The sequence below is a fragment of the Flavobacterium laiguense genome (assembly GCF_003097655.1).
Classification (GTDB): domain Bacteria; phylum Bacteroidota; class Bacteroidia; order Flavobacteriales; family Flavobacteriaceae; genus Flavobacterium; species Flavobacterium laiguense.
Genome location: NZ_QCZH01000033.1, coordinates 1 through 23,784, shown reverse-complemented (window position 1 = coordinate 23,784; position 23,784 = coordinate 1). Strand labels below are relative to the sequence as shown.

The window sequence follows — 23,784 nt, the reverse complement described above, 5'->3', positions numbered from 1 at the left end:
TTAAAACGGCTGTCAATTCAATATGTCTAGGAACGTGTCTTCTTGTTTTTTCGTCTCGTTTAACTCACATTGTGTGTTTCTCGAAGCGGGTGCAAAACTACAACTTCTATTTCTAACTGGCAAGAACATTTTGAAGTTTTTTTTGAAAATTTAATTTCGATTTCTTCAGGTTTTCTTAGCAGTCTTTCAAGGAACGTTACGCGTTTAGCGGGGTGCAAAAGTAACTTTCGTTTTCGAATCTCACAAGCTTTTTGGAATCTTTTTTGAAAATAAATTTTCTTTTTAAATTCTTCAGGCTTGTCAGGATTTCTAAGAACGTCTGCGTTGTTGCGGGTGCAAAAGTAGCACGTTTATCCGCGTAAACAATACCTTTTCACAACCTTTTTTTAAGCTTTTCGCAAAGTATTTTTTAATATACTGGTTTGTTGACGGTTAGAAACAAGGCTTTTTGAAGGTTCGCGGCTTTTTTGTAGCCTTTTTCGATGATTCCATCAAGTTTGCTCGGTTTTTGGGTTGGATTGGGTTTATCAGCGCATGGTTGGGACGCGGATTATACGGATTCGCCAAGGCGAAAACACGGATTTTAGCGGATTTTTACCTGGAATGACTTCTTCTATATATAAGGTGTGGATTTTTAGTACCCGAATAGATTGCAGATGAAGCCGATTCGCTAAAGCGAAACACAGATGAACATCGATTCTCTTTTGAAATTACATCTCATATATAAGGTGCAACTTTTCCATACTCTCCTAATTATTACAGAACACCTCTTTTACGGTCAACTTTCTTATAAAAACCGATGCCCTAGCCCTGATAGTAGTGAAAATCCTTGTTGGCCGGGGTTCGGCCAACAAGATTGAAACGGATAGCTGGAAATAGCTACTGACTATTTAAATTTCATTTAATCGAAACGAATGGCTTTGACAGGAGAAATTTTGGTAATTATATAAGAAGGAATCAATAAAACTAAAAAGCAAACTAACACTGTTAGCAAATTTAAAACCAATATATAGACTACATTAATGTAAACTGGTGCTTGGTTGACATAATAGTTTTCGGGATTTAGCTTTATTATTCCGAAATGCTGTTGAAGTAACAATAATGAAATCCCAATAAGGTTACCCCAAAACAGTCCTCTCACTATAAGGTAAAAGGCATTATATAGAAATATTTTCCTAACCGACCAATTGTTGGCGCCTAATGCTTTTAGAATCCCAATCATTTGAGTGCGTTCGAGAATAAGTACTAATAAAGCAACCACCATATTAATGGTAGCAACGAGTATCATGACTACTAATATGACTATAATATTGAAATCAAAAAGTTGCAACCACTCGAATATGTAACTGTATTTCTCAATAATCGTTTTGGTATCGAGAGTTGAGGACGTTTTTTCATACACCTGCTCCCCTACTTCTTTTATCGCATCAAAATCCTTTACAAAAACCTCAAATGCTCCGACTTGATTTGTCGTCCATTTGTTGATGCGCTGTACATGACGAATATCCCCTATAATATACGTTGCGTCAAATTGTTGAAATCCTGAGTTGAATATTCCAGTAATTTTGAATCTACGGACATTTGGCAACTGATTTTGATCTTCTTTTATAAAGAAGGTATTAAAGGAATCTCCAACTTTTAGATCTAATCTATTGGCAAGAAATTGGGAAATCACAACTTCTGGATTGACGTTTCCAGAAAAATTAGGCAATCGCCCCGAAACCAAATACTCCTTAATATTCTCCCATTGATAATCATTACCAACTCCTTTGAAAATTATCCCTTCGAAAGCTGATTCGGTTCTAATAATTCCAGCTTTACTGGCGATAGCCTGAATATGACTTACTCCAGGAACTGAATTGAAATTTGGATAGAAATCCTGATTCTTTGCTATTGGTGATAACGTGATTTCGGACTGGTTGTTATCATAGTTTGAAATTATAACATGCCCATTGAAAGCGGATATTTTTTCGCGTATTTTATTTTGTAGACCAATTCCGGTTGCCACTGAGACAATCATCATTATCATTCCGATTGCAATGGCCGATATGGCAATATTTATTATTGGTGCCGATATACTGCTTTTGGAATCTTTGGCAGTTATGAGTCTTTTAGCAATAAAATATTCTAAATTCAAATTGATATATTTTTGAGAATTCAAACAAATGTACATGAAATTTTTATCGAACTTTTTTAACCAGACGACCTGTTTAAAATTAAGAAACCTAATTCGATTGACAAACTCTTCTACTACAGTGGCAACTTTTTCTTCATTTCTTCAACTATATTAAAAGCCGCAGGACATATCGAAACGTTCTTGAGTGTCAAATCCGTAATTTGTTGAAACTTCTTTCTATCTGTATGAGGAAATTCTCGACATGCTTTAGGGCGTACATCGTAAATAAAACAAGCATTATCATTATCTAAAAAAGTACAAGGTACATTTTGCAAAACATAGTCTTGATCTTCATCTACTCGCAAATATTGCTCAATAAATTGTTGCGGTTTCTGTCTTAGATGTTTTGAAACACGTTCAATATCTGCTAAAGTAAATAATGGCCCGGTAGTTTTACAGCAATTGGCACACTTTAAACAATCCGTTTTTTTGAATTCAGCATCATGAATATCTTGCATGATGTAATCTAAATTCTTGGGCGTTTTCTTTTTTAGCTTATCAAAATACTTTTTGTTTTCGATATGCTTATCTTTGGCAAGTTTTCCTAGTTCGTTTAAAGCTGGTTTCAATTGAATATTTTGAAGTTGATTCAGCAAAAGTACTAAACTTTGAACTCGGAATTTTAAACTTGAAACTAATTTTATGAAAGATCTTTTCGGAAAAGCGATACTCGATTACCAAACCAACAACAATCCTGAGGATTTAATAACCGAAACCTCCATTTCTGAAGAAGACGAAATGAGCGTGGCCTACCTTTTTAGAAGTTATGATGAAATGCCTAAAATTGAACAAAAAGCATTGCAACTCGCAAAAGGCAAAGTGCTGGATGTTGGCTGTGGAGCCGGAAGTCACAGCCTGACATTGCAAAACGACAGAAACCTTGATGTCACTTCTATAGATATCTCAGAAAAAGCGATACAGGCCTGTACCCTTCGAGGCTTAAAACAGGCAAAAGTTCAGGATTTAATGACATTAGAAAATGAAAAATTCGACACCATTATAGTGCTAATGAATGGACCCGGAATTTGCGGAAAGCTCAAAAATATTCCAGCATTTCTTTTGAAATTAAAATCACTATTGAATCCAGGAGGACAAATATTGATGGATAGCTCGGATATTATTTATATGTTTGATGAAGATGAAGATGGCGGCAAATGGATTCCGTCAGAAAATGAGTACTATGGAGAAACCATTTTCAATATCACCTACAAAGGAGAAAAAGAGGCTCCACTTGATTGGTTGTTTCTTGATTATAATACCTTACAAAATGCGGCTTTCGCCAATGGTCTACAATGCGAGCTAATTCTGGAAGGAGAACATTACGATTATTTAGCTAAGCTTTCGATTTAAACAAAAAAAACAACATTTAAGCAAAATCAACATGGAAGATTCAGTATTGGAAAAATTGCGGTATCCGATTGGTAAATTTAAAGCTCCAGAGGTATATTCAACTGAGTATATAAAAGCGGCTATTGCAGAAATCGCATCGTTCCCAGAAAGACTTAAAGAACAAGTTATTAATTTGACCGAGGAACAATTAGACACACCCTATCGCCAAGGTGGCTGGACTATTAGACAAGTAATACATCATTGTGGCGACAGTCATATGAACTGCTACATTCGATTAAAATGGGCATTGACAGAAGAAATTCCAATAATAAAATACTACTATGAAGATCGTTGGGCACAATTAGAAGATAATTTAACGATGCCAATCCAACCCTCATTATTACTATTGGAAGGACTTCATTATAGATTAGCTTATTTGATGCAACGATTAAATTCTGTCGATTTAAAAAAATCATTCATACATCCTGAACACGACAAAGAAATACAAGTCCAAGAATTAATCGGCCTTTATGCTTGGCACGGCAATCACCATTTGGCTCATATCTCCGAACTAATGAAATTAAAAAATTGTCAAAAATTCTAAACCTATAACTAGAAAAAGGACAACAAAATATCATAATACATTTTGTTGTCCTTTTTTTAAATAATTAAATATAATTACCCTTGACTAGCTATTTTTATCGGCAATTCATATAGTACTCTAACTTTTTTACCTCTAAATTCACCTGAGGACCATCGAGGAGAAATAGAAACTACTCTTTTAGCTTCTGCGCCAGTTCCATCACCAAGATCTTTAACAACTTTTACATTTGTAACAGAACCGTCAATCTCTATGATAAAGGCCACTTTTATAGTTCCCCCGTATCCTTCATAATCAGGCATTTTAAAATTTTTTCCAATAAAATCCATAAATTGATTCATCCCACCAGGAAACTCAGGTCTCACTTCAACATCTTCATAATTATAGGGAGCATCATCAATCATAGTAGTATTGGCTTGTGCTGAGGCAAATTGCACAATAATCAAAGTGACAATCGAAAGTAAAAGTCTTTTCATAATCAAATTTTTAAATATTTAAGAATGTTTGAAAAATTAACATTCAACAGTAGGTTTTCGTAAATATAATTAAATTTCACTAATAAAACCAAATGTCTAAAAATATAAACATAAAATTATCTTATTGTTACTCAAAGAGTCTAATTGATTATTTTACGCCGTTATTAAGTAATTTAAAACGAAAAATGATTTGAAAAAAAATAATTTTAAGGAATTAAGGAATATTCAAATATTTATGTGTTTGCAAAGAAACCCTCCACTTTGGATTACTCATGACATACTCGACAATAAGAGGAGTCATTTCTTCTTTTTTACTCCATTCTGGTTGAAGAAAAAGAATAGCATTTGAATTTACTTTTTCCGCTTGTTCTTCGGCGAAAATAAAATCATGCTTATTATAGATAATCACTTTTAACTCCTGTGCATTATCATAAACGGTTTGAGTAGGTAATTTATTTTTTTTAGGAGAAAGACAGATCCAATCCCAAGTTCCACTAAGCGGATATGCTCCAGAAGTTTCTATGTGGACTTTTAAATTTTTATCTTTCAATCTTTGTGTAAGAGGAGCCATATCCCACATTAATGGTTCACCTCCAGTAATTACAATAGTATCGGCATACTTTGCGGCATTATCTACAATCAAATCAATATTTGTAGGCGGGTGTAATTCGGCATTCCAGCTTTCCTTAACATCACACCAATGACAACCCACATCACAACCACCAATTCTAATAAAATAAGCAGCAGTACCTGTATGAAAACCTTCTCCTTGAATCGTATAAAACTCTTCCATCAATGGAAGCATCGTTCCTTTGTTAACCTCTAATTGAACTTCTTTTGATAACATTATTTTAATTTAGCCTACAAAGGTAGTGAATTTAAGATTTTAGTTCCGAAGTTTCGGGAGCAGATTTTAGATTGAAGAATTCCAATAAAAAAACCGATAGCCTTTTGAAACTATCGGTTTTTTAAAATACTTAATACCTAATCTATTTTAAAGCTTTCAATGAATCTAATGCATATTGATTAGTTGGGTCAATTGCCAGTGTCTTATTGAAATATTCTTTTGCTTTTACTTTATCAGTGTTAGCATAACTAGCTGCTGAAGTGTTATAACTTTCAACAATCTTTTTTATTACAGCAGGTTTAGCCAATTCTTCAGGCCCTTTAGCAGTAACTATATTAACATACTCTTCATAATTTTTAACCATCAATTCATCATTTTCAAGCAATCTATTTGTTCTTGCTCTATAGATATAGGCTTCTTGTGTTTTAGGAGACGCTTCAATAACTACTCCAAAAGCTAAATCCGCTCTTTGTAAAGCTATTGGATCTGGTTTAACAACATCTTTTCCAGTATTATCAAAATACAAACTATTCCCTAAATAAAAATTATCTAACACATAGCTTTTTGATTCTTTATTAGAAACTGCAATTTCATAAATAGCCGCTGCTTGTTTGTATAATTTTTGCTCATACAATTTTTTACCAAATTCACTAAGACTATTTGATGAATTAACAGCATCCATCTCGTTTGCTTTCTTAACATCTAAAAGACCTTTATCAAAAAGAGCACTATCTAACAATACACCTTCCGGACTTATTGATTTTTTGATTTTCGCATAACCAAGGTTTAGATAATCAAGAGCAATAACTCTATTCGCAGGGTTTGAAATAAAACTTTCCAATGAACTGATTGCAACATCATAATTTCCATTTTGATATGCAGAAAGCCCTAAATAACGAAGTATTCTAGGATTCACTTTATCAAGCTCCACCATTTTGTTAGCTTCAGCTTCTAATGCTTTGTATTCACCAGCTAAAATTAAGAAATCAGCATGCCTCATTCTTGAATTAAGAGAATAATCAGTTAGAGATAAATATTTCTCGTAATTTGTAAGTGCTTTATCTACATACATTCTATACTTAGAAGGCTCATTTCTACCCCATAAATAATATGTTTCTGCAAATTCGCGATATACAGGTCCGTAATTTGGGTTTATTGCCACTACTTCGTCAAAAGCTTTGATCGCTTCGGTAAATGCTCTTGCTCCTTTAAGCAAAACACCTAATTGCATTTTCGCCCTAATTAAAGTGTTATCACTTGAATAAGCATTACGATAAGCAGAATAAGCCTCATTTTGGTTTTTATCACCAAAATAAGCATTACCAAGAGCTAAATTTACCTGAGGATCTAACGGATTTATAGCTTTCGCCTTATTTAATACTTCAATAGCCTTTTTGAAATCAGGTTTTAAAGAATACATATAAGCACGACCAATGTATAAATACTCTTCTACATCTTTTTTCTTAAGATCCTTTGTAGCCAATGCAAACTTTTCTTGAGCTGCAGTTTGATCTCCTTTATCAAGATCGATAAGACCAAAACCAATATTATTTAATCTTGCTCCTTCGCTTCCAGCCAATCCTTTTTGATAATAAATTTTAGCTGAATCAATATTGTTTTGAATCATATAAACATTCCCTAAATGGAAAGCCGCTGTTCCATTTGAAGGTTTTGCTTTTATTATTGATTTTAAAATAGTTTTTGCTTTTTCAAACTGTTCTGCATCTATTGCGCTTTTAGCTTGATTAATATCTTGTGCATGCCCAATTGTCACCGAAGTCAACAAAGCGATACTTAAAACTTTAATTTTATTCATCTTTATTTAATTAATTTATTTTTTACCTTCATTTGTTTGACCTCGTATTATGTTCAACTTCCTAGTTGGAACTTTAACAGGTAACAAACCCGATTTCAAAACTATTCTTTGTCCAATATCACCCGCCACAAAAGAAGCAAAACCCATTCCTAAACCGGAATATCCCTGACAATTTATTATAAACAAATCTCGTGCCATAGGATAAGTTCCTTCTGCTAAATTATTCTGAGAAGGAGCATAAAACCCTTTCCCGTCAATTCCTTTAACATTCAAAACGTTTGTGTTTTTAATAATCTCATTCATAGACGGATTTGGTTGTGACAACCAATTCACCCCGACTACTCCTATCATTCCATCATTTTCAGACACAAATTTTACAACTTCATTATTTGTATTAAAAGAAAAAATATCCTTTTCTGGCAATTTACTAATCCCGGCCAAATTATTCATATAATTTACCGTGCTTGAATTAGGATTGTCAAACACTAATCCTTTTATAGACGAATCACGATTACCTTTCATAAAACTTATAACATCTTTTAAAGCTATAATCGTGTCTTTACTATTTCTATTTGAAACAAATGCAATAGCATCTGTAGCAAATTTAGTTATTTTGGGAAATACTTTCCTTTGTTCGAAAATATTTAACTCTTTTTTAGTTAAATTTCTCGATAATACCGCAATTCCAACCTTTTTATCGAACAAAGAATTCAAAACTTCCGATTCTGATTTCGAAATTAAATTAATCTTAGCATCATATTTGCTCTCAAAAACCATGATTTCATCTTCAACAATTGGAGTAATGGTTTCATCAACAAAAATTGTCGTCGTTCCTTTTATAATAGTTTCGCTATTCACTTTCGCATCATCGCTTTTTTTACAATTGAAAAAGAAAAAACAAATGAAAAAGAAAAAAAAATATTTTACTTTGAAGAACATAATTATTCTTTATTAGAATTAATAAATCTAAAAAATCTGACAATAGAATAGCTTATTAAGACAACACCTAGAGCAATTCTGTAATTCATTTTGATATCAAACGGGAACTTATCCCAGAATATTACCATTACCCCTAAAAAAAAGTAACATAAAAAAACCAAAACGTTTATAATAAGAAGAAATCGCTCAATAAGCGATTTCTTCTTCATATTATTATATATTTCCTTAAACATTATTCTGCAGATTGAATAGTAATAGGTAGAGAATATAAAACTCTCACCTTTTTACCATTTTGCTCTCCAGGAAGCCATTTAGGACATTTGTTCAAAACTCTAATAGCTTCTTTCCCTGTTCCATAACCAATATCTCTAATTACTTTGATATCTGTTAATGAACCATCTTTTTCAACTACAAAAGTAACATACACCTTACCTTTAAGACCTTCTTCTTCTGGGGCTTGATAATTTTTACCAACAAATAAGTAAAATTTCTCAATACCACCTGGGAATTCAGGTTTTTGTTCGATCCCTGCTAAAGAGTGAACACTAGTGTCTTCCTCAATAACTTCTACTACAGGACCATTACCAACTGGTTCAACAGATAATTCAGCATTTGGGTCCCCTTTGATAGTTTCCGCACCTACTTTTTTATCTTTAATGTCTTCAATTTTTGGTGGTTCCTCAGTAACTTCCTCTGCTTTTGCAACTACTGGTTTCACAAATTTAACTTGATCTACTTTAGGAGGCGGAGGCGGAGGTGGTGGAAGATCTTTTACATCTTCAACTTTCTTCTTAGGAGGTAACTTAACCGCAGTAATTTTAATGTCATTATTTGCGTCATCAGCATTTGAATCTGGCAAATAACTCAAGATTAGCGGAGCGCTAATAGCAAGAGCGAATATAAAACTACCAATGAAAAGTGCTTTCATAGAAGTCTTACGATTCGTTTTTCTCAATTCGTAAGCGCCATACAGCTTATTACGTCCTTCGAAAACGATCTCAATCCATTGATTTTTTATTAAATCTAATTTCATTTTTTATAATTATTAGGTTATTCAGAAAAAAAGATTACTCTATTTTTTTCCTTCTAACAATTTTTGTTCCTCAGGAGAAAATTCATTTACGATAGCATAAGTACCTACTCCAACAATTGCCATTTCATCCAAAATATCAACCAAATTACGATAAGTTGATTTTTTACTAGGCTTGATAATTACAATCATCCCATCTTTTGGTTTTCCTTTAGCTGTAGAATAATTTTTCACCAATTGCCCTCTAGTAATCAACTCCTTACGTATCCCTTCTTTACCATAAGCAAAATCCTTAGGGGCTCCCCCAACAACTGGAGTAGCTAAAATCCCAACATATCTTACCAATTTACCGTTTTCCCCAAGTAAAACTGTCATCGTACGATTTTCATCAACTTTAACATCAGCCTTTGGAGCATCATCTTTTTCTTTATCTGGCAACGTCAAATCCATGGATTGAGGTTTAGACAACGTAGTGGTAAGCATAAAGAATGTGATTAGTAAGAAAGCCAAATCCACCATGGCAGTTAAATCTACCTTTGAGTTTTGTTTTTTACTTCTTACTTTGCCACCTTTTCCGCCTCCACCACCGTCGGTATTTAATTCAGCCATTTTAGTGTGTCTTTTTTAATTAAAAATTCTTTCCTCTTAAACCCGTAACCAAGTTAAAGCTATTGATTTTTTGATCTTGCAAAATATCCATTACTTGTTTTATTGCAGGATATTGTTCCTTAGCATCGCCTTTGATAGCAAATTGCAATTCTTTGTCATTAACCTCAATATTTGCAATACGAGCATTATATATCCATTCTTTCAACTGGTTGTCTAAAGAATCTTTAGGTATTCCAGGTTGACCTGCTTTACTTCTATCTGCCGACTTCATAGCCAAAATTTGACTTAAACTTTGAATTGGCACGCCAAAACTTTCCATCAAACCAAATTCTTCACTTTCCTTTGGAGTAAAAGTAACGTTGTACTTTTGCGCCATTAATTCTAGTGTTCTTTGACGAATTTCTTTTCCTTTTAAGTCAAAAAATACAACACTTTTCCCATTTGCATTCCCAATTGTCAATGTAGACAAATCAGTTGCTGGCAATTTTGTTTGCACAGTAGACTGAGGAGTATCAACCGGTAATACTTCAGGTGTTTTAGCAGTAGCAGTCAAAATAAAGAATGTAAGCAAAAGAAACGCAACATCACACATCGCCGTCATATCGGTAGATGTGGACTTTTTTTTCATTTTTATTTTAGCCATTATTTATGTCTATTATTTTGATAAAAATATATCAAAAATTAATTATTGTTTTAAACTACCTCTGAAATGTCTGTAAGTATTTACAATTGTAGTACCCGCCTCATCAATAGAGTAAGTTAAATCATCAATTTTTGATGTAAAGAAATTGTAAGCGATAATAGCCAATACTGAAGTAGAAATACCTGTTGCAGTATTAATCAAAGCTTCAGAGATACCTGTTGCAAGAGCCGCTTGATCTGGAGTTCCAGCAGAAGCCAAAGCACCAAACGCTTTAATCATCCCTGATACTGTTCCTAATAATCCTCCAAGTGTTCCTAAAGAAACTAAAGAAGAGATAATAGTCATATTTTTCTCCAACATCGGCATTTCAAGAGAAGTAACCTCTTCAATTTCCTTGTGTATCACTTCAGAAGCTTCTTCACTGTTGAATCCTTCTTTTTTAACATCTTGATATTTAACTAAAGCTGCTTTAATTGCATTTGCAACTGAACCTTGTTGTTTATCACATGTAGCAATTGCTCCATCGATATCACCAGTTTTAATGCTAGCTTGAACTGTTTTCATGAATTTATCTAAATTTGCTTTACCTGCAGCTTTTGCGATAACGATAAATCTTTCGATAGAAAATACAACAACCATTAACAACATACCTAATAATACAGGTACGATGAATCCTCCTTTAAAAACCATTCCTAAAGTATTAAGCGGATGTCCTTTTTCAGAATCACCACCTTCAAAATTCGCAGCATCTCCCATAACTTGAGACCAAATTAACCAACCTACAAAAATACATGCTACAATAATAATCCCTGAAACCATTCCTCCTCCGTTTGAAGTGCTTTCTTTTTTAACTTTAACGTTTGCCATTTTTTTTAATTTTAAATATTTATTTTTAGTTTTAATAAACTTGTATAGGAGCAAATTTAAATTTTTAGTTGAAATAAAAAAACTTTTTTTAAAGTAATCTTGTAAATTCTTTTATTCTCAATATGCAAGACCAACGATTATTAAGGGTTTTATATAATTATATTCAGTTTTTCAGTCTTATTGATAAAAAAAACCAATAATTTTAAGTACTATCAATATTTTTATTCAAAAAACCATACGAAACATAAAAAGGCAGATTTTACAGCATTCTTAATGAATTAAGAGTATTTTTTACAGTAAATCCTTAATTAAAGGATTTAAAAAAAAATCAATAACTTGCAATTGATTCTAATACAGCACTAACATGAGCAAAACAGACGATTTTATTCAGCATATAAATGACGGCTATTTATCAAAAGGGGAAAGCATCACACTGGGCGGAGCTATACTTGACGGGAAACCGTTGCCCGACACCTTTGTGAAAATCCCGTTAAAAACCTTAAACAGACATGGCTTAATTGCTGGTGCTACTGGAACCGGAAAAACAAAAACGATTCAGGTCCTTTCGGAGCAGCTTTCCTCTTTTGGGATTCCCGTTTTAATGATGGACATAAAAGGAGACTTTAGTGGAGTTGCAAAAGAAGGCGAGGAAAAAGATTTTATAAAAGAGCGCCATGCTAAATTAAACATCCCTTACTCTGTTTCGAGTTTCCCTGTAGAACTAATGACACTTTCCAAACAAGATGGCGTTCGGCTTCGCTCAACGGTTTCGGAATTTGGTCCCGTTTTATTTTCTAGAATATTAGGTTTAAATGATACCCAGGCAGGAGTAGTTTCGGTAATCTTTAAATATTGCGATGATAACAAAATGCCATTGTTAGATTTAAAGGACATAAAAAAGGTAATCAATTACATCACTGATGAAGGAAAAGATGAAATAGAAGAAAGTTATGGCAAAATATCTACTTCGACTACGGGAACCATTTTACGAAAGATAATCGAGCTCGAACAACAAGATGCCGATTTGTTTTTTGGAGAACTCTCTTTTGAAATAGACGATTTAATGCGTCTTGATGAAAACGGAAAAGGATACATTAATATTATACGATTAACCGACATACAGGACAAGCCCAAATTATTCTCGACTTTCATGTTGAGTTTATTAGCCGAAATATACCAACAAATGCCCGAAAAGGGAGATTCCGATCAACCTGAATTGGTAATTTTCATAGATGAAGCCCATTTAATATTTAATGAAGCCAGCAAAGCATTATTAGAACAAATAGAAAGTATTGTAAAACTGATTCGGTCAAAAGGGATTGGGATTTATTTTGTAACTCAAAACCCAATGGACATTCCTAGCGGTGTTTTGGCACAACTGGGATTAAAAATACAACATGCCTTAAGAGCTTTTACAGCCAATGACCGACAAGCCATTAAACAGTCTGCCGACAACTATCCAACTTCTGAGTACTACAAAACAGACGAAGTATTAACGAGTTTGGGAATTGGCGAAGCGTTTGTAACTGCCCTTAGCGAAAAAGGAATCCCAACACCTCTTGTCGCCACTATGATGCGCGCGCCCATGAGCAGAATGGATGTTTTGACCGAAAGTGAAATCCAGGAAATCAATTCAAAATCTAAACTAGTAAAAAAATACGAAGAAGTCATGGATCGAGAAAGTGCTTATGAGATGCTCAATAAAAAAATTGAGTCGGCACAGGAGCAAGTAGTCGTTGAGCAAGAAAAAAAGAAAGACAGCAATGAACCCAGTACAGCAAGCGTAGTTACCAAATCCGTTTTGAAGGTAGTAACAAGTGCTTCCTTTATAAGAGGTGCTTTTGGAATACTGTCTAAAATGTTTAAGAAATAGAGAACATCCCCGATTACCTCTTAAAACAGAAAGTGATTGGGGATATTTTTTTATAACCTCCACAAAATTGATTTAAACGTTTAAAACATTTTACTTTTATGAAAAACTCAATCAAATTAGCCCTTTTTCTTCTTACCTTATATAGTTGTACTCCAAAAACAGAAACCGTAAACTTGACTTATATTAAATTACAAATTGTTAAAACGGAGAAAGATTTCGAAAAAGCAGTAGCTGAAAAAGGGCTAGCAGAAGGTTTTTATCAATTTGCGGATTCTAATGCGGTTATCAAAAGAGAACATGACACTTTAATCATTGGTAAAAACAATATTAAAAATTATTATCTAAATCCAAAGTTTCAAAATGCAACCGTTACTTGGTCTCCTGATGCTGTAACTATCTCCGATGCCGGCGATATGGCTTCTACATACGGTAAATATGTTTGGACATCAAAAGATGTCAAAGGAAAAGAACAGGTTTCAAAAGGAGTTTTTCACACGGTTTGGAAAAAGCAAAAAGATGGATCTTGGAAATACATTTGGGATTAACTTCAATTCTTTAACGGAGAAAAAACCAATTTTGTAGAAGATCGAATAATTTCCTCTTTGTTCAATTTCATTTTTCTGAATTTACCAGCATTGTATAAATCCGACTGATCATTATAATGTTGACTAAATGGATTTCCCGATTGTCCTGTTGGCAAAATGCCCCAACTATTTTCGATATCCGAGAAATCAATTACTCTTCGACTGGAAGGCCCACCTTTTACTTTATAAAATCCATCTTCAGAAAAATCAAAAAACTGATTGTTGATTACTTCAACAGAACCCGGAACATTAAAAGGACCAACATTAAAAAAAGGCTTCAATATTGCCAATTTCCCCAAAGGGTGTTGATACTCTACGGTATGTACTTTGCTCCATTCCCATTTTGAAACAGAACTTCCCAACTGATTCTCTAATGTCGCAATAGCTTCCGTAAAAGAACTCGTTAGGATTTGGCTCCTAGTTTCTTTTTGTTTTTTCGTTGTCACATTATCCCACCAAGGTGAATTTGCATTGGCAATTTGTCTAGCAACAATTTGCTTCATAATATGTGTTCCTAAAAATTGTTTGAAAGCATCAGCTCCTAATTCGTCTTGGAAAGTGTTTTTTAGATACAAATAAATCCACTTGTTATAAATTGTAGGAGCAACATCATTCAAATTATTAGAACCATTCCAAGATTTCAGAATACCTATCGCTTCATTTTCTGTTTTGGAAAGCGATTTTAAATTCAGATTAGAAATCAAATTTTTCACAACTTCTGGAGCTACAACAGAAGTATTATCAGTAATCATTTTGCTAACCGAATTCTTATCCCAATTGGATTTTGAATCTAATAGTTGCGTAATTCTTTTTGCTCTGTCTTCCGGGAGATAATAGCCTGGATACAAAAAGCCATCAATTGCTTCGGGCTGATTGTTTGCAGAATAGACATAATTCCAATCTGGATTGACAGCCGATGGATTCTTTGAAAAATCTATATATTCTGTAATATCTTCTTTTCCGCTAGCACCATCGAGTATGAAATTGGTATTAACGCCTTTATTGTGTTTGTACAATTTACCGCTTGCCCACCAACCTACATTCCCTTTGGTATCGCCATACATTACATTCAGCCCAGGAGCCACGATAAGAGAAACCCCTTTTTGAAAATCATCAATATTCTTTGCATGCGAAATGGCATAAACAGCTTCAATAATACGAATGGGTTGTTGCGTATAAATCCAAGACATTGCCACTGGTTTTTTACTTTTTAAACCCGATAACAAATCATTCATAATTGGCCCATGATGACTTACTTTTATATTCAAAACTACATTGGCGGAATCTTTGACTTTTATTGTTTTGTTTCTAATTACATAATTGCGAAATCCTTCTTTTGATTTGTATTGATTATTTTCATTGAGATTGTTCTCTTCCTGATAAAAATCGACATCATCATTTTCGAACATTGTTAAACCATAGGCATATTCCCGATTGTGACCTAACAAAGGAAATGGTGTTCCAGCCAGATAACAGCCATATAACTCAAAATCTGGAGTTACTATATGTGCTTCATACCAAGTGCCCGGTTGCGAAAAACCAATATGGGGGTCATTGGCGAAAATCACTTTTTTATTTTTTGTTTTTGGCGGAGCAATAACCCAACTGTTACTCCCCACAAAAGGAGCTACCGGAGATTGATCAAGTAAAAGGGCTATAGATTTGGCAATAGCACCATACTCCTGTGTTTTTCGTTTTGAAATTTTAATCTGTGTAGTTTTAAAAGATCCGTCAATCCCGAAATCTTTAAGATAATCCATTCCGTATTTGTTACGAATATCAGTAAGCAAAGGATCTGTTTTTTGAGCCATTGCAAAACTAAAAGACATGTACCCAAAAACATTATACACATCCTCTATGGTAAATTTTTGTTTTTTTATCCCCAATAATTGAAATTCTATTGGAGTTGCACCTTCTTCAATATATTGATTAATTCCGTCAAGATACGCCAACGTCAACTGATAGGCCAGACTCTTTTTATCTAAATTTACAATTGCTTTATGAGAGGCTTCTTCTATACCTAGACCCACAAAAAATTTATCATTCTTTAATGCTGCCGAACCAAATATTTCGGACAATTTACCGGGAACAATACGTCTCAACAATTCCATTTGCCATAATCGGTCTTGGGCGTGTACATACCCCAAAGTTACCATAGCGTCTTTTTGTGTATTTGCATAAATATGAGGCACTCCAAAATCATCAAAATAAACCGTAGTTTTTTCTTGAATTTGTTTTAATTGCAATTCTCCCTCATATTTGGGTTTTTGATAGAAACTATAAATAGCAACTACAACAAACAGAATTACTATTATAAAAAGGAAAACAAAGAGAATTTTTTTGACTTTTTTCATTTGGGGGTGAATTATAATTGCTTCGACTTTTTACTGTACTTAAAAAGAAAGTAACCTATGGATTAATAATTTAAAACACAATCGATTTACATCAAGTACAAATAAAATAAAATCACGTCTGTTTTTAGCATTATTCTTATTGTTTTTATACAAATCCATAAATGACCATCATAAAAAACCAATTTTACACAGTTACATTACGGTTTTTTTATTATTTCGACAAAAACAAAATTAAAATCTGTATTTTTATTAAAATTATAAAACATGAAACATATTTCAAAAGAAACCATTTCCCAAATGGAGAGGATTGAGAAATTGAATTTAATTAATTCATGTACGGGATTTAAATCCGCCAATTTAATAGCCACAAAGTCTATTGAAGGTTATACAAATGTTGCTATTTTCAGTAGTGTTACAAATTTAGGAAGCAGTCCATCGCTGATAGGATTTATTGTCCGTCCGACCACTGCCCCGAGAGACACTTATAAAAACATTATGGAAACAGGTTTTTTTACCGTGAACCATATTACAATTGACATGATTTCCGATGCCCATCATACCTCTGCCAATTATGGATCTGAAATCTCTGAATTTGACAAAACCAATCTGGAAGAAGAATACAAAGACGGCATCAATATTCCTTTTGTCAAAGGAAGCCCAGTACAACTCTACTGCAAATTTGTTAATGAATATATCATCAAGGAAAATGACACTATTCATATTATAGCTTCAATCGAACATATTTTTTATGACGAAATTCTTGAACATAAAGATGGCTGGTTGCAACTAGACAAAGGAAATATAGTTGCACTGAATGGCGTCGATGGTTATTTTTTACCCAAACTAATTGATCGCTTTCAATATGCCAAACAAGATGTTCCAACAAAATCTTTTAATAAAGAAAAAGAATAAAAAATGGGAATAGCTTATATAGCTATTCCCGTTTTTTTATTTATCCAAAATTCCAGTTTTCAAAATCTGTCCGAAGTGAAACATATCTTCGTAAGATGTGTACAAAGGGACTGGTGCAAGTCTGATTACATTGGGTTCACGCCAATCGGTAATTACTCCATTTTTCATTAAATAATCAAATAAACTACGCCCCTCTCCGTGAAGCAGAACCGATAATTGACACGCTCTTTCGGATGGATTTGTTGGCGTTATAATCTCAAAAGAACCTTGAACCTCTTTGCTTATTTCGTTCAGAATAAATTCTAAATAAGAAGTTATTTTATCTCTTTTAAGAATTAATTGATCCATTCCAACTTCTTCAAACATTTCAACGGAAGCCAAATAAGGTGCTAGTGAAAGAATCGGCAAATTACTTATTTGCCAACCTCCTGCTCCCTGAACAGGATCAAAAACCGGTTCCATCTTGAAACGACGTTCTTTGTTGTGTCCCCACCAACCCGCAAATCGAGGCAACTCTTTATTGTTATGGTGTTTTTCATGAACAAAACAACCCGAAGCATTTCCTGGTCCAGAGTTCATGTATTTGTAACTGCACCAAGCCGCAAAATCGACATTCCAATCGTGTAGTTCCAATTTAATATTTCCTGCAGCATGAGCCAAATCCCAGCCTACATGCGCCCCTTGTTTGTGACCCGCTGCGGTAATGGTTTTCATGTCAAAAACCTGGCCTGTGTAATAATTGACACCGCCTATTAAGACCAAAGCCAGCTCCTCGCCTACTTCTTCAATTTTTGCCAATACATCTTCTAGTCGAATGTTATGCTCTCCCTCACGACGTTTGATTTCAATAATAACGTCTTCTGGTTTATAGCCGTGAAAATTCACTTGACTTTGAAACATATATTGATCGGAAGGGAACGCTTTTTCTTCGCAAATAATTTTAAAGCGTTTTGTTGTTGGTCTATAAAATGAAACCATCAACAGATGAAGATTTACTGTCAAAGTGTTCATTACGGTAATTTCTGTTGGCAAAGCACCAACCAATTTACTCAACGGATTGGCAAAACGTTCTTGATAATCCCACCAAGGTTTTTCGGCATAAAAATGACCTTCAACGGCAAGATTTGCCCAATCGTTCATTACCTCATCAATATATTTTTTAGTTCTTTTGGGTTGTAATCCCAAAGAGTTACCCGTGAAATAAATTACCTTTTTGTCTTTGACTTTTGGAAAAATAAATTCGTCTTGGTATTTATGTAAATGATCTTGCGCATCGAGTTGTTGTGCAAATTCTAAGGTATTTTTGAAGTCCATTTTCTCCGTGTTTTAAAGTCGTAAAAATAGAAAAAGAAAATAGAGAAGAGAGAATAGAATAGAGAAAAAAGACAATAAATGCGACAAAAAAGATAATTCAATAAAAAATCAATTCATTTGAACCTTTATTTTACATTTAAAACAACTGATTACTTCTTATGAAATGGGCTTGCGTTAGGGATAGCAATGAAAAGTTTTCAGTTTTCAGTTTTATAAACTGTGGGTTCACTTCGCTCAGTTAAGAGCAAAAAAAAATCTCGCCATTGCTGACGAGATTTATACCTCACCCCGACCCTCTCCAATTGGAGAGGGAGGAGAAAAATGCGTATTAGATAATCAACATTGCATCTCCGTAAGAATAGAATTTGTATTCTTCTTTGATTGCTTCTTCGTAAGCTCTTTTCATTAAATCATGTCCACAGAAAGCAGAAACCATCATTAATAAAGTTGATTTTGGTGTGTGAAAATTAGTAATCATGCATGTTGGGATACTAAAATCATGAGGAGGGAAAACAAATTTATTCGTCCAACCATCGTAAGGATTTAGCGTGTTGTGTGATGAAACTGAACTTTCTACTGCACGCATAGAAGTAGTTCCTACGGTACAAATTCTTTTTTTGTTAGCCTTAGCATTATTTACAATATCGCAAGCTTCTTGAGTGATTTTTAATTCCTCAGAATCCATTTTGTGCTTAGACAAATCCTCAACCTCAACAGGGTTAAAAGTTCCTAAACCAACATGAAGTGTCACTTCGGCAAATTTAATCCCTTTGATTTCTAATCTTTTAAGCAACTGTTTAGAGAAGTGCAATCCTGCAGTTGGTGCCGCTACAGCTCCTTCTTCTTTGGCATAAATCGTTTGGTAACGCTCTGCATCTTCTGGAGTTACATCACGACTGATATATTTAGGAATAGGAGTTTCTCCTAGTTCTGTCAATTTGTTTCTGAATTCTTCATAAGATCCATCATAAAGGAAACGCAATGTTCTACCACGAGAAGTAGTATTGTCAATTACCTCAGCCACTAATGAATCGTCGTCTCCGAAATATAATTTATTTCCAATTCTGATTTTACGGGCTGGATCTACTAAAACGTCCCAAAGTCTTTGTTCTGCATTTAGTTCTCTAAGTAAAAACACTTCAATTCTTGCTCCTGTTTTTTCTTTATTTCCGTACAAACGGGCTGGAAAAACTTTGGTATTATTCAAGATTAAAACATCACCATCATCAAAATAATCGATAACGTCCTTAAACATTTTATGTTCTATTGTTTGTTTCTTACGGTCAATTACCATCAAACGAGACTCATCTCTATTTTCGGCTGGGTATTCTGCAAGAAGCTCTTTCGGTAAATTGAATTGAAAATGAGATAATTTCATATTTTAAAATTTTAGAATTTAGTCCCGTCCCGAAACTTCGGGATCGGGATTAGATTTCAGAACTGTTAAAGCCCTAAAAAGTAAATCGTTTGCAAATATACGATTGTGAGATAGGCGTTGTCAAGTGTTTAGGTGTTTATTTTTCCTTTCCACACCTTATCTGACAATGTGATTGCAAAAAACACAACAAAAGCCTATGTAAACGACCATCTTTGAAGAACAATAAAACCTAAACTTTTTAAATCAGTCCAAAAATCAGGGTATGATTTAGAGACCACTTCGGCATTATCGATAATAATTGGCACTTTTAACCCCAATGGAGCAAATGCCATCGCCATCCTGTGATCATTATAAGTGGCTATACTTACGTCTTGATTAATGGTTTTTGTCGCAACCAATATCAAGCTATCATTGGTCACCGATATATTAGCTCCCAATTTTGTCAATTCAATTCGTAATGCTTCCAGTCTATCCGTTTCTTTAATTTTTAAGGTATGTAAACCGGTAAGATGACAACCAATCCCAAGTCCTAAGCAAGTAACCACTATCGTTTGTGCAATATCCGGAGTGTTGTTCAACTCCAAATTTAGGTCGGTATAAACAAAATCGTTCTGTTTTGTCAATGTGATTTTATTTCCATCGAAATGCGAAGTTACTCCCATTTGCTTGTATATTTCAACCAAAGCAGAATCTCCCTGCAAGCTCGTTTCTTTGTAACTCGTTAAGGAAATAGTGGCTGTTCGCGCCAAAGCGGCTAAACTGAAAAAGTAAGATGCAGAACTCCAATCGGATTCTACGGTCATTACTTTGCTTTCAACTTCTTTCTTAGGATGCACTGTAATTACGTTTTCGATAAAACTAGTTTGAATGTCTAAATCATTCAGCAAAGCCAAAGTCATTTTGATATACGGGACAGAGGTTATCTCTCCAACTAAAGTCAGTTCGATACCATTCTCTAATTTTGGCGCCACTAATAGTAATGCCGATATATATTGACTACTCACATTAGCCGGAATGCTAACTTTATGAGCTGTGATCTTTTGTCCTTTGATTCGAATAGGAGGATAACCTTCTTCCTTTTCATAAGTGATTTGGGCCCCTAATTGTTCCAAAGCCTCGACCAAAACTTTTATTGGGCGTTCTTGCATTCTAGGAGAACCCGTCAACACTACTTCACGACCTTCATTTACCGCAAAATATGCCGTTAGAAAACGCATTGCGGTTCCTGCATGATGAATGTCTACAATCTCGTCATTCCCACTCAATGCTTTTTGCATTACCTCACTATCATCAGAATTTGAAGTATTCTCCAAAGTAATATTTGGATATAATGCTTGAAGCAACAACAGTCGATTGGTTTCGCTTTTGGAACCGGTAATTGCAATTAGAGCCTGTAAATCGTGCTGGGTAGTTTGTGTCAGTAAATTCATTTAGGATGGATTGATGAGTATGTTAGACAAATTTATTTTAAAAAAAGGATGTACCAAAACTTTACCCTGACTTATAACATTATTTTAGTTTATCGTTGTTTTTGTGTCGGTCTTTGTCACGAATGGATTTCAAATCCATCTTTTTATCAAAAGCGGCTTGCAAATCGATTCCCGTTTGGTTTGCCAAGCACAACACCACAAAAACGACATCAGCTAATTCTTCGCCAAGGTCTTTGTTTTTATCGCTTTCTTTTTCGGATTGTTCGCCATAACGACGCGCTATAATTCTGGCAACTTCGCCTACTTCTTCGGTAAGTTGTGCCATATTAGTCAATTCATTGAAATAGCGAACACCGTGTTCTTTGATCCAAGTATCTACGTCTTGTTGGGAATTTTTCAGGTTCATGGTTGTGTTTTTACTGTTTTTTGTTTGTTTAGCCCTGTTAGTATTATTATTTACACTTTCTTTAAAACAATTTTCTCAGTTTCCTTAGCAATCATACCTTGGTAATATCCTTTTAACATCGAATAATATTCTGAGGATACTATTGGTGTATTTATCTGATGACTAATGGATAACTGTATTTTATTTCCTGATGCATTGGATATAAATTTAAAGCTACCAATATTATCTTCCATATCAAGTTGAGTTGATTTTGGAAGTGTTTCCACGACATATCCCTCTGGAATATCAATAATAATACTGTATTTATCTAAAAACGGAAAACCATAATCAATAGGGTACTCTCTTTTCTCTTGTTTAAAAGGGTTGTGCTCTTTGGTAAAAAACAACAATGGATTAATATACATTTTTTCTCCTATAAATTCACACAGATTGGTTCCTGTAAAAGAACAGGTCTCTATAATAGGCAATTGAACATCCTTCTCGTTCGTTCTTGAATAATCTGCTATTTCAATTTTTTCATTTTCATTTTCCAATTTTTCCAAATACTCCTCTTCTTTTATGTTTTCTACCTCCGATCTAAAACTCATAGCATTATGATCAGTTCGTTGACGTCTTAATTTACCCGTGATTTTACCGCTGGCATCAATTGCATACATCATAGTTATATAATCATTGGAAGCTTTTTTAGGCATCAAATCAACTTCTTCTGATGTCCCGTCTTTCCTGATTAACCTTCCCATCCAATTTAAGTCTCTAAATGGCAATACATTTGGAGTTGAAAATTTATTTGTCGCATCCAAAAGTATCATCCCTTGTATGGGCACTAAAAAGAGATGAACAAAGTTAATAAATATAAAAAGGTCGAAAAAACCAATAAAATAAGGCTCTCACAAAAAATGAGGGCTTTTTTTGTATTATTTAGAAATGTCCAAATAACATATATTACCATATAAATAACATATAAAAAAAAGCCTAAAAGAACCACTATTTTACACTTACCGAATAAAACACCTCTCAAATATCTTTAAACTCGCTATAACAAGCATTTAAAGCCGTTTTAAACCTATTTTAAACAATAAAAAAGCTCTCATTTGAGGGCTTTTTTTGTGCCATATTCTCAACTATGAGAAAAATGTAAAAAAAGGTGTTTTTATTCAATGGGTGTACCGTTGGGTGTACTAATGGGTGTACTGGTGAATGTATAAAAAACATTTGAAGTTATCCCCGAAATGTTTAAAAAGGCATACAAAAAAACTTAAAAACAGTCTGGACGTACCCCCCAAATACACATATTAAGCAATGATATATTATTAAAGAATTGAAAATCAGCCATTTATATAAAATAGCTTACAATCAATCCCCCTTATTTATCACAAATCGCCCAAAAAACACGGGTTCAACCTGTTTATACTTAAAACTTAATGAAAAATATTTTATAGCGTTATTTACCTATTTCCTCTCCTAATTTAGACCCTCTAGGTCTATCAGGATCCTCAACAGCACCTCTCGGGACACTTGATTCACGGTCTTCTATCATGGTTCTTAATTTCTTCACTTCTTGTTCCGACATAGTTGCTTTCTCGTCTTTCTCGAATGTGGCAATCTTAAACTTCAAGCCCTCTATTGTCTCCAATCTCGCTTCTGCAAGCTCTTTATAATTTTGATTATTTGGTAGATCCTCATCCTTTTTACCATCGGCTATAACTGTTCCAAAACAGAGCCAATCAAGAGAAACTTTAAAAATGGAAGATATTTCCATTATTTGAGCTAGTGTAGGCTGCAATTTCCCTTGTAGGATCTTACTAATCTGACTAGGATCAACCTTTAAAATGACGGAAAGCTCCTTTTGACTAATCTTTTCTTTATTTATCAACTCTTTAATTCTCAGTGATATACTCATATATGTAAAAATACATGGAAATAATTTCCATTTTAATTTGGTATTATGGAAATTACTTCCATATATTTGTCCCAACAATGAAACAAAGATATAAAACAAATCAATCTGTTATGACAATAGAAGAAATAAAATTAAAAACGCAGTATGGAGATTACACAACATTAGGGCAAGTACTTGGAATTAATGCTCCTGCCGCCAAACAGCGATTTTTAAGAGGTGACCAAACTGCAAATTCCGGTGATATTGACCACCCAATTCCAATTTAAAGTGAGCACCTGATTCCAATTCAAAATGACCACC

The 23,784-nt window shown here is 33.9% G+C and carries 23 protein-coding genes; 6 read left to right on the top strand and 17 right to left on the bottom strand.

Annotation, left to right across the window (positions count from 1 at the left end; all coding sequences use genetic code 11):
- Positions 1 to 901: 901 nt before the first annotated feature.
- Both DB891_RS16810 and DB891_RS16805 read right to left on the bottom strand, forming a co-directional pair.
- A complete protein-coding gene (locus tag DB891_RS16810) occupies positions 902 to 2,137 on the bottom strand; it encodes an ABC transporter permease (protein WP_116764743.1) in 1,236 nt (411 codons plus the stop codon).
- A gap of 113 nt (positions 2,138 to 2,250) precedes the next feature.
- Positions 2,251 to 2,745 (bottom strand): YkgJ family cysteine cluster protein, encoded by a 495-nt coding sequence (locus DB891_RS16805; RefSeq protein ID WP_116764742.1) that lies wholly within the window; start codon positions 2,743 to 2,745, stop codon positions 2,251 to 2,253.
- Positions 2,746 to 2,818: 73 nt separating this feature from the next.
- Here DB891_RS16805 and DB891_RS16800 point away from each other — a divergent pair, with 73 nt between their 5' ends.
- Positions 2,819 to 3,526, top strand: coding sequence for a class I SAM-dependent methyltransferase (locus DB891_RS16800; protein ID WP_116764740.1), 708 nt, complete (start codon positions 2,819 to 2,821; stop codon positions 3,524 to 3,526).
- Between the two features lie 31 nt (positions 3,527 to 3,557).
- Positions 3,558 to 4,109, top strand: a complete 552-nt coding sequence (locus DB891_RS16795; protein ID WP_116764739.1) for a YfiT family bacillithiol transferase — start codon at positions 3,558 to 3,560, stop codon at positions 4,107 to 4,109.
- A gap of 74 nt (positions 4,110 to 4,183) precedes the next feature.
- Here DB891_RS16795 and DB891_RS16790 read toward each other — a convergent pair whose 3' ends face one another.
- From DB891_RS16790 to DB891_RS16750, 8 genes are all read right to left on the bottom strand, one after another.
- Positions 4,184 to 4,582 carry an energy transducer TonB gene (locus DB891_RS16790; protein ID WP_116764738.1) on the bottom strand — a complete coding sequence of 133 codons (399 nt, stop codon included), beginning with the start codon at positions 4,580 to 4,582 and terminating at the stop codon, positions 4,184 to 4,186.
- Between the two features lie 214 nt (positions 4,583 to 4,796).
- Positions 4,797 to 5,429 (bottom strand): 7-carboxy-7-deazaguanine synthase QueE, encoded by a 633-nt coding sequence (locus tag DB891_RS16785; protein ID WP_116764737.1) that lies wholly within the window; start codon positions 5,427 to 5,429, stop codon positions 4,797 to 4,799.
- A gap of 142 nt (positions 5,430 to 5,571) precedes the next feature.
- Positions 5,572 to 7,245 (bottom strand): tetratricopeptide repeat protein, encoded by a 1,674-nt coding sequence (locus tag DB891_RS16780; protein ID WP_116764736.1) that lies wholly within the window; start codon positions 7,243 to 7,245, stop codon positions 5,572 to 5,574.
- A gap of 15 nt (positions 7,246 to 7,260) precedes the next feature.
- Positions 7,261 to 8,103 (bottom strand): PstS family phosphate ABC transporter substrate-binding protein, encoded by an 843-nt coding sequence (locus DB891_RS16775; protein ID WP_223256128.1) that lies wholly within the window; start codon positions 8,101 to 8,103, stop codon positions 7,261 to 7,263.
- Between the two features lie 313 nt (positions 8,104 to 8,416).
- On the bottom strand, positions 8,417 to 9,217 hold the full coding sequence (locus tag DB891_RS16765; RefSeq protein ID WP_116764733.1) for an energy transducer TonB: 801 nt from the start codon (positions 9,215 to 9,217) through the stop codon (positions 8,417 to 8,419).
- A 39-nt stretch (positions 9,218 to 9,256) separates the two neighbouring features.
- Positions 9,257 to 9,823, bottom strand: a complete 567-nt coding sequence (locus tag DB891_RS16760; RefSeq protein WP_116764732.1) for an ExbD/TolR family protein — start codon at positions 9,821 to 9,823, stop codon at positions 9,257 to 9,259.
- A gap of 19 nt (positions 9,824 to 9,842) precedes the next feature.
- Complete coding sequence (locus DB891_RS16755) at positions 9,843 to 10,466, bottom strand: ExbD/TolR family protein (protein WP_116764731.1); 624 nt, start codon at positions 10,464 to 10,466, stop codon at positions 9,843 to 9,845.
- 42 nt (positions 10,467 to 10,508) lie between these two features.
- A complete protein-coding gene (locus tag DB891_RS16750; protein WP_116764741.1) occupies positions 10,509 to 11,333 on the bottom strand; it encodes a MotA/TolQ/ExbB proton channel family protein in 825 nt (274 codons plus the stop codon).
- A gap of 364 nt (positions 11,334 to 11,697) precedes the next feature.
- Between DB891_RS16750 and DB891_RS16745 the strand changes: the two genes are divergently transcribed.
- On the top strand, positions 11,698 to 13,206 hold the full coding sequence (locus tag DB891_RS16745; protein ID WP_116764730.1) for a helicase HerA-like domain-containing protein: 1,509 nt from the start codon (positions 11,698 to 11,700) through the stop codon (positions 13,204 to 13,206).
- A 98-nt stretch (positions 13,207 to 13,304) separates the two neighbouring features.
- The gene (locus DB891_RS16740) at positions 13,305 to 13,751 is read left to right on the top strand and encodes a YybH family protein (protein WP_116764729.1); all 447 of its coding nucleotides are present in this window, start codon (positions 13,305 to 13,307) and stop codon (positions 13,749 to 13,751) included.
- A gap of 2 nt (positions 13,752 to 13,753) precedes the next feature.
- On the opposite strand, the gene DB891_RS16735 is transcribed toward DB891_RS16740, so the two are convergent.
- Positions 13,754 to 16,144, bottom strand: a complete 2,391-nt coding sequence (locus tag DB891_RS16735) for a penicillin acylase family protein (protein ID WP_116764728.1) — start codon at positions 16,142 to 16,144, stop codon at positions 13,754 to 13,756.
- 264 nt (positions 16,145 to 16,408) lie between these two features.
- On the opposite strand from DB891_RS16735, the gene DB891_RS16730 reads away from it, so the two are divergent.
- The gene (locus DB891_RS16730) at positions 16,409 to 17,056 is read left to right on the top strand and encodes a flavin reductase family protein (protein WP_116764727.1); all 648 of its coding nucleotides are present in this window, start codon (positions 16,409 to 16,411) and stop codon (positions 17,054 to 17,056) included.
- A gap of 36 nt (positions 17,057 to 17,092) precedes the next feature.
- On the opposite strand, the gene kynU is transcribed toward DB891_RS16730, so the two are convergent.
- The 6 genes from kynU to DB891_RS16700 form a co-directional block, all read right to left on the bottom strand.
- Positions 17,093 to 18,370: a kynureninase gene (gene kynU, locus DB891_RS16725; protein ID WP_116764726.1), complete on the bottom strand. Its 1,278-nt coding sequence runs from the start codon at positions 18,368 to 18,370 to the stop codon at positions 17,093 to 17,095.
- A gap of 328 nt (positions 18,371 to 18,698) precedes the next feature.
- A complete protein-coding gene (gene queA / locus DB891_RS16720; RefSeq protein WP_116764725.1) occupies positions 18,699 to 19,748 on the bottom strand; it encodes a tRNA preQ1(34) S-adenosylmethionine ribosyltransferase-isomerase QueA in 1,050 nt (349 codons plus the stop codon).
- A gap of 194 nt (positions 19,749 to 19,942) precedes the next feature.
- Complete coding sequence (aroA, locus tag DB891_RS16715; protein WP_116764724.1) at positions 19,943 to 21,178, bottom strand: 3-phosphoshikimate 1-carboxyvinyltransferase; 1,236 nt, start codon at positions 21,176 to 21,178, stop codon at positions 19,943 to 19,945.
- 79 nt (positions 21,179 to 21,257) lie between these two features.
- Complete coding sequence (locus DB891_RS16710; protein WP_116764723.1) at positions 21,258 to 21,584, bottom strand: nucleotide pyrophosphohydrolase; 327 nt, start codon at positions 21,582 to 21,584, stop codon at positions 21,258 to 21,260.
- A gap of 50 nt (positions 21,585 to 21,634) precedes the next feature.
- On the bottom strand, positions 21,635 to 22,408 hold the full coding sequence (locus DB891_RS16705; protein WP_124019532.1) for a hypothetical protein: 774 nt from the start codon (positions 22,406 to 22,408) through the stop codon (positions 21,635 to 21,637).
- Positions 22,409 to 23,025: 617 nt separating this feature from the next.
- Entirely contained in the window at positions 23,026 to 23,484 is a 459-nt protein-coding gene (locus DB891_RS16700) for a helix-turn-helix domain-containing protein (protein ID WP_124019531.1), read from the bottom strand.
- Between the two features lie 110 nt (positions 23,485 to 23,594).
- Here DB891_RS16700 and DB891_RS17650 point away from each other — a divergent pair, with 110 nt between their 5' ends.
- Positions 23,595 to 23,750, top strand: a complete 156-nt coding sequence (locus DB891_RS17650; RefSeq protein WP_189337163.1) for a hypothetical protein — start codon at positions 23,595 to 23,597, stop codon at positions 23,748 to 23,750.
- Positions 23,751 to 23,784: the final 34 nt, after the last annotated feature.